General features: G+C 37.9%; 13 protein-coding genes. 9 read left to right on the top strand and 4 right to left on the bottom strand.

What is annotated here, in order from left to right:
* Positions 1 to 8: 8 nt before the first annotated feature.
* Positions 9 to 287 (top strand): heavy-metal-associated domain-containing protein, encoded by a 279-nt coding sequence (locus tag KP710_RS06245; protein WP_009500821.1) that lies wholly within the window; start codon positions 9 to 11, stop codon positions 285 to 287.
* A 66-nt stretch (positions 288 to 353) separates the two neighbouring features.
* Here KP710_RS06245 and sodC read toward each other — a convergent pair whose 3' ends face one another.
* Positions 354 to 926: a superoxide dismutase family protein gene (gene sodC, locus KP710_RS06240; protein WP_009500820.1), complete on the bottom strand. Its 573-nt coding sequence runs from the start codon at positions 924 to 926 to the stop codon at positions 354 to 356.
* 87 nt (positions 927 to 1,013) lie between these two features.
* Entirely contained in the window at positions 1,014 to 1,370 is a 357-nt protein-coding gene (gene folB, locus KP710_RS06235; RefSeq protein WP_065246561.1) for a dihydroneopterin aldolase, read from the bottom strand.
* Between the two features lie 82 nt (positions 1,371 to 1,452).
* Here folB and plsY point away from each other — a divergent pair, with 82 nt between their 5' ends.
* The 6 genes from plsY (at position 1,453) to aspA (ending at position 8,041) form a co-directional block, all read left to right on the top strand.
* Entirely contained in the window at positions 1,453 to 2,052 is a 600-nt protein-coding gene (plsY, locus tag KP710_RS06230) for a glycerol-3-phosphate 1-O-acyltransferase PlsY (protein WP_111407706.1), read from the top strand.
* Between the two features lie 52 nt (positions 2,053 to 2,104).
* A complete protein-coding gene (narQ, locus tag KP710_RS06225; protein ID WP_111407705.1) occupies positions 2,105 to 3,808 on the top strand; it encodes a nitrate/nitrite two-component system sensor histidine kinase NarQ in 1,704 nt (567 codons plus the stop codon).
* An 87-nt stretch (positions 3,809 to 3,895) separates the two neighbouring features.
* Positions 3,896 to 4,921: a UDP-N-acetylmuramate dehydrogenase gene (gene murB, locus KP710_RS06220; RefSeq protein ID WP_111407704.1), complete on the top strand. Its 1,026-nt coding sequence runs from the start codon at positions 3,896 to 3,898 to the stop codon at positions 4,919 to 4,921.
* Positions 4,922 to 4,968: 47 nt separating this feature from the next.
* Complete coding sequence (gene ureG, locus KP710_RS06215; protein WP_005635755.1) at positions 4,969 to 5,604, top strand: urease accessory protein UreG; 636 nt, start codon at positions 4,969 to 4,971, stop codon at positions 5,602 to 5,604.
* A 50-nt stretch (positions 5,605 to 5,654) separates the two neighbouring features.
* Positions 5,655 to 6,467 (top strand): urease accessory protein UreD, encoded by an 813-nt coding sequence (locus KP710_RS06210; RefSeq protein WP_111407703.1) that lies wholly within the window; start codon positions 5,655 to 5,657, stop codon positions 6,465 to 6,467.
* A gap of 155 nt (positions 6,468 to 6,622) precedes the next feature.
* A complete protein-coding gene (aspA, locus tag KP710_RS06205; RefSeq protein ID WP_111407702.1) occupies positions 6,623 to 8,041 on the top strand; it encodes an aspartate ammonia-lyase in 1,419 nt (472 codons plus the stop codon).
* A 99-nt stretch (positions 8,042 to 8,140) separates the two neighbouring features.
* Here aspA and pssA read toward each other — a convergent pair whose 3' ends face one another.
* Positions 8,141 to 9,508, bottom strand: a complete 1,368-nt coding sequence (gene pssA / locus KP710_RS06200) for a CDP-diacylglycerol--serine O-phosphatidyltransferase (protein WP_111407701.1) — start codon at positions 9,506 to 9,508, stop codon at positions 8,141 to 8,143.
* 146 nt (positions 9,509 to 9,654) lie between these two features.
* Here pssA and KP710_RS06195 point away from each other — a divergent pair, with 146 nt between their 5' ends.
* Positions 9,655 to 10,710 carry a tRNA/rRNA methyltransferase gene (locus KP710_RS06195; protein ID WP_215771001.1) on the top strand — a complete coding sequence of 352 codons (1,056 nt, stop codon included), beginning with the start codon at positions 9,655 to 9,657 and terminating at the stop codon, positions 10,708 to 10,710.
* A 31-nt stretch (positions 10,711 to 10,741) separates the two neighbouring features.
* Here the strand turns inward: KP710_RS06195 and KP710_RS06190 are convergent, their stop codons facing one another.
* Positions 10,742 to 11,440 (bottom strand): tRNA1(Val) (adenine(37)-N6)-methyltransferase, encoded by a 699-nt coding sequence (locus KP710_RS06190; RefSeq protein ID WP_215771000.1) that lies wholly within the window; start codon positions 11,438 to 11,440, stop codon positions 10,742 to 10,744.
* A gap of 119 nt (positions 11,441 to 11,559) precedes the next feature.
* Between KP710_RS06190 and srmB the strand changes: the two genes are divergently transcribed.
* Positions 11,560 to 12,885, top strand: coding sequence for an ATP-dependent RNA helicase SrmB (gene srmB / locus KP710_RS06185; RefSeq protein WP_111407698.1), 1,326 nt, complete (start codon positions 11,560 to 11,562; stop codon positions 12,883 to 12,885).
* The last annotated feature ends 27 nt before the right edge of the window (positions 12,886 to 12,912 follow it).

The raw sequence follows: 12,912 nt of genomic DNA, 5'->3' as shown, positions 1-12,912 counted from the left end.
GAATAAACATGAAGAAATTATGTACCGCACTTTTGCTTTCGCTGTTTGCAATTTCTTTCGCTCATGCGAATGAAACCAAACAAATTGTGCTAAAAGTAAAAGAAATGAATTGCCAGCTTTGTGCTTACTTAGTCAATAAAGAACTGCGTAATATCGATGGCGTTATTTCAACAAAAGCATCCATTAAAGATGGTTTAGTGACGATTGTAGAAGATCCAAAAGTCACAAACCAACAATTATTCGATGCGATTCATAAGCTGAAATATACTGCTGAAGTCGTGAATTAAATGCTAAATATCTAGCAAAAAAAGTGCGGTGAAAATTCACCGCACTTTTCGTTTCGAACAATCGAATTATTTAATCACGCCACATGCCATACGTGGACCGCCACCGCCAAGTGGAGCAGGATGATCGGAGTGATTATCACCACCAGCGTGAATCATAATAGAGTGACCGCGAACATCATCTAAATGTTTAAGACGTGGTGCTAAAACAGGGTTAGTCGCTGTACCATCATGTAATACAGTTAATGCAGGTAAATCACCTAAGTGTGCATCATCTTGCCATGGGTAGCCATGTTGTTTTGCGCCTTTAGGATCCCAGTGACCACCAGCGCCTAAACCAGCTGTCAATTTACCCTCTTTTTCTTTTGGCTCACAGCTTGGATTTTCATGGATGTGGAAACCATGTAAGCCTTCGCTTAATCCTTGTAAATTAGGGGTAAACACAAGACCATAGTTAGATTCAGTAATAGTAACTGTACCCACATCTTTGTTACCGTTTACTGGATCAAGTTGTTGCACTTTCACTTCAATAGAAGCACCTTTGGGTGCCATATTGTGATCATGATTATGCTCATGTGCTTGCGCAATACCAACCGAACATACCGCACTAACCGCTAGTGCTAATAAGGTTTTCATATTCATTGCAATCTCCTTTATTGCAGTAAAAACTCATGACTATTTTAGTCAATTTCGTTTAAAAAGCCGACAAGTTTTTACGAAAATTTCACATTATTTTAAACATCCACGTACAATCAACACGCCAACATTTCGAGCTTGCGCGACAGCTTTCGGCTTACTCAGTTTAATTTTTAATCCTTGAAGTTGATAACGTGACTCAAGCAAATCCGCCACTTCATAAGCCACTCGCTCAATCAACAAGAAAGGTTTGCTTTCCACATAATCAATTATCACTTGGCTCACTTCAGCATAATTCAAACAATATGCAACATCATCCGTTTCCGCAGCTTGCTTACAATCCCAAGCCATTTCCAAATCAAACACAAGTTTTTGCTTAATTTGCTGTTCCCAATCATATACGCCAATTTGAGCAAAAACAGTCAATTCTTCAATAAAAACACGATCCATAAGATTTCCTCTAAAATTATTGTAGGCGTATGCTATCAACTTTGGGTAGAATAACGAATAATTTTTCTTGCTAGAGTACAAAATGAGCCTTTTTGCCCTTTTTTATATGCTTTGTGCCTATCTTTTAGGCTCTATTTCCAGTGCTATTCTAATTTGTCGCGTTGCAGGCTTGCCAGATCCTCGTCAAAATGGCTCATGTACCCCAGATGTAACAAATGTATTTCGTATTGGTAATTATTGGGCTGCATTAATTGTATTAATCCTTGATCTTTTAAAGGGTATGCTCCCCGTATGGGCTGGTTATTATTTAGGTTTAACTCAATTTGAATTAGGTATGGTTGCTTTAGCTGCATGTTTAGGCCATATTTTCCCACTGTTCTTTCAATTTAAGGGAGGAAAAGGTGTGCCGACTGCATTTGGTGCGATAGCGCCTATTTCATGGGCTGTTGCGGGGTCAATGTTTGGAACGTGGATATTGATCTTTCTTGTTAGTCGTTATGCATCATTAAGTGCCGTACTTGCGGCATTGCTTGTGCCTTTTTATGTATGGTGGTTTAAACCTGAATTTACTTTCCCTGTTGCTTTAGTTTGTTGTTTATTGGTTTATCGTCATCACGATAATATTCAACGTTTATGGCGAGGTCAGGAAGATAAAGTTTGGAGTCAATTAAAAAAGAAGTAAGAAAATAACCGCACTTTTATCTATAAATTGATGTTATTTCATTGGAGTTGCTGTGCATACTAAACATTCTGTTTCTACACGTATTGCTAAATATTTATTTATTATCCTTATTGTTTCTGGTGTTATTAGCTCACTAAGTTTAGCAATTATGAGTAGCAATAAGTATGATGCTGAAGCGATTAATATTTCAGGTTCATTGCGCATGCAAAGCTATCGTTTGCTCTATGAAATGCAATCTCAACCCTCAACAGTCGAGGCTAATTTACGGCATTATAATATTAGCCTCCATTCATCTGCATTATTAGAAATTCAACGTCAATTTTTTACTCCAGATGCAGTCAAACAATCCTACCATACTATTTTACAGCGTTGGGCATTAATGGAAAAATATGCCCAACAGAAAAATGTAAAAAGTTATAGCGAACAATTAACGGATTATGTCGCAGATGTTGATCGTTTTGTGTTTGAATTACAGCGTTTTAGTGAGCAAAAATGGATCCTTGGCGTATTTGTACTTTGTTTAGCTATGTTATTAATTTTGGTCATGGTTTCCTATTTGATTTGGTACACTCATCGTGAGGTAGTGAAACCTTTAGAGCTAATGACAAAAGCAAGTATGCAAGTGCAGATGCGTCAGTTTAATCATATTTCATTAGATACAACAAAACAGAATGAATTGGGCACATTGGCACATGTTTTTACACAAATGTCGATGGAATTAGGTCAACTTTATTCTCGTTTAGAAGATGCCGTAAATGAAAAAACACAAAAATTACGCCAAACCAACCGATCTTTGACAAACCTTTATCAAAGTTCACAGATTCTTAATGCGAATTCTATTAATGATAAAATTTTAAGCCAAGTATTAGATCTCATACGTGTGAGTGAGCATTTGCAATATATTAAAATAGAAGTTATGGGGGCGGAGCATTGGAATATTGCTTTTGGAGAGCAGGATTCTCATCGTACTTTACAACTCGAAGTGCTATCGGTAGATAATGAAGATTTAGGCGTACTTTCTTGGCAATCAGGATTGCCTTGTCCCGACCCTAGAATGATGCAGAATTTAGCACAAATGCTTGCACGAGCTTTGTATTTCCATAAAAATTTGCGTCAGCAAGAACAGCTTTTGTTGATGGAAGAACGTTCTATTATTGCAAGAGAACTGCATGATTCTTTAGCTCAAGTATTATCGTTTCTGCAAATTCAACTTACGTTGCTTAAACATAATTTAAGGAAAGAAGAACCACACGCAAGAGAAAAAAGCTTGGGGATTATTGCTGATTTTGAACAAGCACTTTCAGGTGGTTATGCACAATTGCGTGAACTTTTAGCAACATTCCGATTAACGATTCAAGAAGCTAACTTACAACTGGCTTTGGAGCAAGTGATTGATTCTTTACGTGCTCAAACTAGTATGAAAATGAGTGTGAATAGTCATTTACCTTCACAAAGTTTAAATCCTCAGCAGTTAGTACATGTATTGCAAATCGTACGTGAAGCAACAACAAATGCGATAAAACATTCTAAAGGTTCTGCTATTGAAATTCATGCCCTGATTAACCCTGAGGGAGAGTATGAAATTTCTGTGCTAGATAATGGCATCGGTATTCTTAATCTTGAAGAGCCCGAAGGACATTATGGTTTGAATATTATGACAGAACGTTGTCGTCAATTGAATGCAGAATTAGATATTCGACGTCGAGAAGAGGGGGGGACTCAGGTAAAAATTACTTTACCTCATACCCTAGTTTAAACGTAGAGTGAATTTAAAAATTCATATACTTTTGATAATTCATGCACGAGTAGCAAAGCATAAGTGCATCCTAAAATGGTATTTTAAATGCAAAATTTACAACCTTTTCATACTTTTCATATTCCTGTTCAAGCCCATGAAATTATTGATGCGCATAGTGTGGCACAATTGCAAGAAGCTTGGGATCATGCAAAAGCAATGAATCTCCCCATACTTTTCCTTGGTCAAGGAAGCAATATGCTATTTTTAGCAGACTTCAGTGGTATTGTTGTGCTTAATCGATTAATGGGGATTACACATACACAAGATACTGACTTTCATTATCTTCATGTAAATGGTGGCGAAAATTGGCATCATTTGGTGGAATGGAGTGTAAATGAAGGTATCTATGGTTTGGAAAATCTTGCACTCATTCCAGGTTGTGCAGGCTCAGCACCGATCCAAAATATCGGTGCTTATGGCGTAGAATTTAAAGATATATGCCATTATGTAGAGGTGTTAAATTTAAGTACTCATGAAATATTTCGATTAACAGCTGAAGAATGTAAATTCGGTTATCGAGACAGTATCTTTAAACACCATTATCAGTCTGGCTATGTGATCACTGCGATAGGGGTGAAATTAAACAAAAACTGGCAGCCAGTACTAAAATATGGCTCTTTAACTGAGTTTGATTCTCTGAAAGTTACGGCAAAACAAATTTTTGATGAAATATGTCAAATTCGTCAAAGTAAATTGCCTAACCCTGATGAATTGGGTAATGCAGGAAGTTTCTTTAAAAATCCCGTAGTGAGTGCAGAGCATTTTGCGGAAATCAAAAAACATCACGAAAATTTACCGCACTTTCCACAACCTGATGGCTCAATCAAACTTGCTGCTGGATGGTTAATCGATCAATGTCAATTAAAAGGTTATCAAATTGGTGGAGCAGCAGTACATGAAAAACAAGCACTGGTGTTGATTAATAAGGGGGGAGCTAAAGGTGAAGATGTGGCAAATCTAGCTCGTCATGTGCGTCATACTGTGGAAATTAAATTTGGTGTATGTTTACAGCCAGAAGTCCGTTTTATAGGTGCTGAAGGAGAGGTTGATTCTGTTTCAGTAATTCGTTAACAATCATTAATTTTATTTCAAGACATATTAATCAAATCAGGAATATTATGCGTAACTACATTAAAATTGGCGTGGCAGGCCCTGTTGGCGCGGGCAAAACTGCCTTAATTGAAAAACTCACTCGCGAAATGGCGAGTAAATATAGCGTGGCAGTCATTACTAATGATATTTACACCCAAGAAGATGCGGAGTTTTTAACGAAAAATAGCCTACTTCCGCCAGAGCGTATTATGGGTGTAGAAACGGGAGGGTGCCCACATACGGCAATTCGTGAAGATGCCTCAATGAATTTAGAAGCGGTCGATGAAATGGTGGCACGTTTCCCTGATGTAGAAATTGTTTTTATCGAATCAGGCGGTGATAACTTATCGGCAACTTTTAGTCCCGATTTAGCAGACGTGACAATTTTCGTGATTGACGTGGCTCAAGGCGAGAAAATCCCACGCAAAGGTGGGCCAGGTATCACTCGTTCAGATTTGCTAGTGATTAACAAAACAGATCTTGCACCATTTGTTGGTGCGGATTTAAGCATTATGGAGCGCGATGCGCGTCGTATGCGTAATGGACAGCCCTTTGTGTTTACTAATTTAATGAAAAAAGAAAATCTAGATGGCGTGATTGGTTGGATTGAAAAATATGCGTTGTTGAAGAACGTAGAAGAACCTAAGGCATTAGTGAGATAAAGAAGCATCCCCTCTCCTTTAAAGAGGGGGGGGTACAAATTGAAAAAATTATGAATAGTACCCTCAAACTTTCAACCAAACTTTCCTCAAACGGCAAAACTCAACTTGATGAATACTTTGTGACGCCACCTTTTAAAGTAATGACATTGTCTGCTTACGCTGATTCTTGGGAAAATGGACTTAGCGCAATGCAAATGTCTTCTTCTCCAGGGTTATTAGCAGGGGATCGAGTTGATATTCAAATAACTTTCGAAAAATCTACCGCACTTTCTTTAAATACGCAGGCATTTACTCGGGTTCAGGCAATGAATGAGGGAGATTTTGCCGAGCAAAATACATTGATTCAACTTGCTGAGAAAAGTCGTTTATTTTATTTACCTCATCCATTGGTTTTGCATAAGAATTCTGCCCTTAAGCAAAAAACGTCAATCAATATGCAACCTGAGAGTACGCTAATTTATGGTGAAATTGTGGCTATTGGGCGAGTGGCAAATGATGAACGTTTTGAATTTCGCCAATTTTCTTCTCATTTAAAAGTTCAGCTTGTGCAAGAAAATGGGAAAGTTAAACCGCTGATGTTGGATTGTATTCAGTGGTTGCCGTCTAAAATGAATTTAACCGCGTTAAGCCAAATGGAAGGTTTTTCACATCAGGGATCCTTGGTTTACATTAACTTACAAAAAACATCTGCAGAAATTAAGCAGATAGCGCAACAGCTTCAACAGCAAGAAACAGATAAATCTTTACTCCTTGGTATATCTCAGTTGAATGAAGGCGGGTTGATTGTGCGTGTGTTAGGGTATAGAGCAGAGCAAATTCAGAAACTGTTTGAGAAAATTGGTGAGCAGTTAAAAGCTGCGTAAGATTAATAGATAAGTGATTTTCCCCTAAAAAAACTAATTCGAAAAATGAAAATATGTCTTGAGAGCATTTCTTGAAAATGTGATCTTGGTCAAGTTTTTTCTCCTTAAAATTTCTATAATGGCGTCAAATTAACTAACCAGAAAAGGTGATTCAAATGACTCAATTTAGAAAAGAAGTAGATTTACTCGGCGAACGTGATGTACCAGCAGATGCGTACTGGGGTATTCATACATTAAGAGCGGTAGAAAATTTCAATATTTCTAACGTAACCATTTCTGACGTGCCTGAGTTTGTTCGTGGCATGGTGATGGTGAAAAAAGCAACGGCTTTAGCCAATGGTGAATTAGGTGCAATTCCAAGTGATATTGCAAAAGCGATTGTAGCAGCTTGTGATGAAATTCTTACCACTGGAAAATGCTTAGATCAATTCCCATCAGACGTATATCAAGGTGGTGCAGGTACGTCTGTCAATATGAATACCAATGAAGTGGTTGCTAACCTTGCGCTTGAAAAAATTGGCCATAAAAAAGGCGAATATAACGTAATTAACCCAATGGATCACGTTAACGCAAGCCAATCAACCAACGATGCATATCCTACTGGTTTCCGTATTGCAGTGTATAACAGCATCTTAAAATTGATCGATAAAATTCAATATTTACACGACGGTTTTGATAATAAAGCAAAAGAGTTTGCGAACATCTTAAAAATGGGTCGTACTCAATTGCAAGATGCTGTGCCAATGACTGTTGGTCAAGAATTCAAAGCTTTCGCGGTATTACTTGAAGAAGAAGTGCGTAACTTAAAACGTACAGCAAGTTTACTCCTTGAAGTAAATCTTGGTGCAACAGCGATCGGTACTGGTTTAAATACTCCACAAGGCTATACAGAATTAGTTGTAAAATACCTTGCTGAGGTAACTGGATTAGCTTGCGTACCAGCAGAAAACTTAATTGAAGCAACATCTGACTGTGGTGCTTATGTCATGGTTCACGGAGCATTAAAACGTACCGCAGTGAAACTTTCTAAAGTATGTAATGACTTACGTTTACTTTCTTCTGGTCCGCGTGCTGGTATTAAAGAAATTAACTTACCTGAATTACAAGCGGGTTCTTCTATCATGCCGGCAAAAGTAAACCCAGTTGTTCCAGAAGTGGTGAATCAAGTATGCTTTAAAGTAATTGGTAACGATACCACTGTGACTTTTGCATCTGAAGCAGGTCAATTACAATTAAACGTAATGGAGCCAGTGATTGGTCAAGCAATGTTCGAATCTATTGACATCTTAACGAATGCTTGTGTGAACTTACGTGATAAATGCGTGGATGGCATCACTGTAAACAAAGAAATTTGTGAAAACTACGTGTTTAATTCAATCGGTATTGTGACTTACTTAAATCCATTTATTGGTCACCACAACGGCGACTTAGTGGGTAAAATCTGTGCGCAAACAGGTAAAGGCGTACGTGAAGTTGTGTTAGAAAAAGGTTTATTAACAGAAGAACAATTAGATGACATTCTTTCTGTAGAAAACTTAATGAATCCAACTTACAAAGCTAAATTAAATAAATAATCTTGATCTAAATCATCTGGCATTTAAGTCATTAAAGCTCGGTGATTAGCAAATATGATAAAGGGAACTTAACGTTCCCTTATTTTTTAAAAATATAACCTAAAGAATCATTTTCACCAATTTATCCGCTTTAATTCGTGCAAATTTTTTCAAAAGTTTTTGCACTGGTTCTGGGTATTGATTCAATTCTTCTAATTCAGTGTAATGTTTTAATACTTTTGTATGTTGGCGAATTTGGTTTTGTTCTTTTTCCACTTGGGCTAAAAGCTGTTGTTGAGGATCGTAAATTAATAAGCCATTTTCTGCATCCAAACGCCATGCTCGAGGGTTAAGATTATTGCCCGTCAGTAAAATATAACGGTCATCTACCCACACACCTTTTAAGTGGTAAGTATTATCGCCATCACGCCATAAACGCACCACAAGCTGACCATTTTCAATTTGAGTCTCAAATTTTTCACAAAAACGGCGAAGATTACTTTCATAAAGATAAGGTAACGCTCCCGCCATTTTGAATGGTTGTTCTGGTGGAATATAAAAATCGTTTGCGACTTTATCGCCAACAATAATTTCTACTCGTTTACCGTTTTCCAATAACGTTGCTATTTTATGTTGCAATGTGCGTGGGAAATTAAAGTATGGCGTACAAATCACCAATTTTTCTTGTACTTGCAAGAATAAATCTTCAATCACTTGATTTAATTCGTTGCCCGATGCGCCTAAGCCAAACAGCGGTGATACGCTTAAAACATTCGGTAATTTCACTGCACTTTTTAATGAATATTCTCCATTTTGTGCAAGGTCTTTACGATAAGCGCGTATATTGCCGCGGATCTCTTTGGTGCGAGGGCGGTTGGTGACATCAAGTGGATAAACTGCACTGAAATCTAACAAGTAATCATTGATGAAATTCACCATCGAATCAGCTAATTCTGAATGAGTGATTTTTTGATAGCGGTCGTAACGATATTTTTCAAATTGATGAAGATAGACATTGTTAATGCTTGCACCGCTATAAAGCACCGTATCATCAAATACAAAGCCTTTAACATGCAATACACCAAAAACTTCGCGCGTATTAATTGGCACGCCAAAGAACATATTTGGATCATCAGGTAACTGATAGGTTTGGCGTTGCTCGCAATACCAGTCTGCATTAGTGGCCGATTTTTCCGCCCCTAATAAATTGCGTTGTGCGCGATGCCAATCTATGAGAATTTTTACATCCAAGTGTGGATTTTCTTGCTTCACGCGATAAATTTCATCGAGGATTTCCTGCCCCGCTTCATCTTTTTGCCAATAAAGTGCGGTGACATAAATACGTTTTTTTGCGTTTCTGATTAATTCAATAATTTGAGTTTTAAATTCAGCCGGGCTACCCAAAAATTCAATTTGCTCAGCTTGCAAAGCAAGGAATGGCAAATTATTTAAATTTTGTTCAGCTCGTTTGGTTTTATTGATTAACATAATCCATCTCGTGATTAAAGACTAGTGCCTTAGTTTACAATATTTCACGCGCTTATTAATAGAAAAAAGGCTTTTTTTCGTTATAATGCTCACAAATTTTAGCATTTTTTGGCTAAAAAATATTCATTTTTATTCAGGGAAACCCTATGAACGACAAACGCAAACCGTCTTTTCAATCCGCCGGCAGATCTTTTCAAGAACGCTCAGTAGGTGAAAAATATAGAGAAAAACCAACTCAAAATCGACCGCACTCTAATGATAAATTTAATGGAAATAGAAACGAAAAATCTCGTTTTTCTCGTGATAAACAAGAAGTGAAAGAAACTAAAATTACGCAACTTTCTTTATCTCGTGCGCCATCAAATAAAAATGTAGAAAAACCTAAGGTTCAAGTGACGATAAAAAGTACGGGTACGGTTTATAAAACAAAAGAAAAGAAAACGGGGGCGCTTTCTCCTCGTGCACCTGAAAAAATTAAGAAAAACCGTGCGGAAGAAATGAAAGTTTACGGTGAAAATGCCTGTTTAGCTTTATTTGCAGAACGCCCTGAAAGTATTGTTCGATTGTGGGCAACCGTACAAATGTCACACAAAATTGGCGAGGTATTGAGTTATTTAGCCGAAAACAAGAAGGCTTATCATGTTGTAGATAGCGAAGAATTAGCTCGAGTGAGTGGAACAGAACATCATGGTGGCATTTGCTTATTGGTGAAGAAACCGCGTGCTTTCACGTTGCAAGGGTATTTGGATATTCCTCGCGAAGAGGATTGTTTAGTGCTATTAGACAACGTGAATAATGCGCAAAATATTGGTGGCGTATTGCGTACTTGTGCTTATTTTGGCGTGAAAAATATTGTCTCCGATAATGTGGAAAATCTGTATTCGGCAGCCTCAATGCGCGTAGCAGAAGGTGGTGCAGAATATATTCGTGTGTTAGAAACGGATTATATTGATTCTGCTTTAATGCAATTGCGCAAATCAGGCTATCAAATTATTCACGTATCGCACAATAAACAAGGCGAACCGTTGGATAAAGTGCGGTTAAAAAATAAAGTGGTTTTTGTGCTAAGTGAAAGTTCTACGGAAAGTTTAGCGACTTCAGAAGACACACAAGTGCGTTTAACGCTTGCAAGTCCAATTAAATCAGGCTTAAACATTGCAGTGAATGCTGGGGTGTTGTTGGCGAAGTGGTATTTTAGATAGTGTATGATTAAAGGGGAAAATGATTTCCCCTTTAAAATTTCAAATAAAAGTCTTTAGTCAATTCAATAAACTCTTCAGTGTATTGGTTATCCTCATCATAAATTACCAATTGATCTTGTATTGAAACTTGGGGTTGTTTAGAAAACGTGAGTAGCATTCTTTGGGACGTTTTTCCCACTTTAGTGATGACATTCGTTTGTTTTATGCAAAAAAGTGCGGTGGATTTTATAAGCATTTTTCCGGCATCATAAGGCAAAACAAAACTTATTTTCCCATTTTCCGCTAAGCGCGTGGCAGCCCATTCTAACCAATTTAAGTGGCTTTGCTTGGTATAACGAGCCAATTCTCTTTCCTCATGTTTGCAAGCAATACCTTGTTCAAAATAAGGTGGATTTGCCACAATTAAATCAAAGGTTTGTTCAGTGGTTTGTAAAAAATGTTGTATATCCGTTTGAATAAGTTGAATGCGATTTTTCCACACTGAATCATTGATGTTTTCTTGCGCTTGTTTTGCTGCAATGGGATCCAACTCAACCGCTTGAATTTGGCAGTTTTCTTCAGTTCGTTGTGCCAACATTAAAGCCAATAACCCTGTGCCACTGCCCATATCTAAAATATTTTTACAATGTTTTACATCAACCCAAGCACCTAACAAAATGCCATCAGTGCCGACTTTCATCGCACAAGAATCTTGGTTGACATGGAATTGTTTAAAGGTAAATCCTCTCATAAATTTTTCGTAAATTGACCGCACTTGGGGCTGTTGATAACTCAAGCGTGAAATGAGTTATCAACAGCCCCTAATTTCAGGTATAATCCGCGCCAATTTTAACAAAGAACCGCACAATAATGAATTTATCCCAATTTGAACAATTCGATCTTTCTCCTGAGCTTTTAAAGGCGCTTGAGAAAAAAGGTTATTCCCGCCCAACAGCTATTCAAATGGAAGCCATTCCAGCAGCAATGGAAGAGCGTGATGTATTAGGCTCTGCACCAACGGGAACAGGGAAAACGGCTGCTTTTTTATTACCTGCGCTACAACATTTATTGGATTATCCACGCCGTAAACCAGGCCCACCACGTATTTTGGTATTAACACCAACCCGTGAACTAGCAATGCAAGTGGCAGAACAAGCGGAAGAATTAGCGCAGTTCACCCATTTAAATATTGCGACAATTACAGGTGGCGTGGCGTATCAAAATCACGGTGATGTGTTCAACACTAATCAAGATTTGGTGGTGGCAACGCCTGGTCGTTTATTGCAATACATTAAGGAAGAAAATTTTGATTGCCGTTCGGTTGAAATGCTGATTTTTGATGAAGCGGATAGAATGTTACAAATGGGATTTGGGCAAGATGCGGAAAAAATTGCGGCTGAAACCCGTTGGCGGAAACAAACCTTGTTGTTTTCTGCAACCTTGGAAGGGGAGTTATTGGTCGATTTCGCGGAGCGTTTGTTGAATGATCCTATTAAGGTGGATGCCGAACCAAGCCGTCGAGAAAGAAAAAAAATCAATCAATGGTATTACCACGCAGACAGCAATGAACACAAAATCAAATTGCTCGCGCGTTTTATTGAAACTGAAGAAGTGACGCGTGGAATTGTGTTTGTTCGTCGTCGTGAAGATGCGCGAGAACTTTCTGAAACATTGCGTAAACGAGGTATTCGTTCCGCGTATCTAGAAGGTGAAATGGCACAAACTCAACGTAACAATGCGATTGATAAATTGAAATCCGGTATTGTGACGGTATTGGTTGCAACAGATGTGGCTGCGCGTGGTATTGATATTGATGATGTAAGCCATGTTATGAATTTTGATTTGCCTTATAGTGCAGATACTTATTTGCATCGAATTGGACGTACCGCGAGAGCAGGTAAAAAGGGCACGGCAGTCTCTTTTGTCGAAGCTCATGATTACAAGTTACTGGGTAAAATCAAACGCTATACCGAGGAAATTTTAAAGGCGCGTATTTTAGAAGGTTTAGAACCTCGCACTAAGCCACCAAAAGATGGTGAAGTGAAATCTGTAAGCAAAAAACAAAAGGCACGTATTAAAGAAAAACGTGAAGAAAAGAAAAAAACAGAGGCGAAGAAAAAAGTGAAATTGCGTCATAAGGATACGAAAAATATCGGCAAACGACGTAAGCCGAGTAATCCTATATTTTATCAATGATGTTTTTATTAAAATGGCGTATGTTTA

Source organism: Haemophilus sp. SZY H35 (genome assembly GCF_018829705.1).
In the GTDB taxonomy this organism is placed as follows: Bacteria; Pseudomonadota; Gammaproteobacteria; order Enterobacterales; family Pasteurellaceae; genus Haemophilus; species Haemophilus haemolyticus_K.
This window is presented reverse-complemented; position numbering and strand designations above follow the sequence as displayed.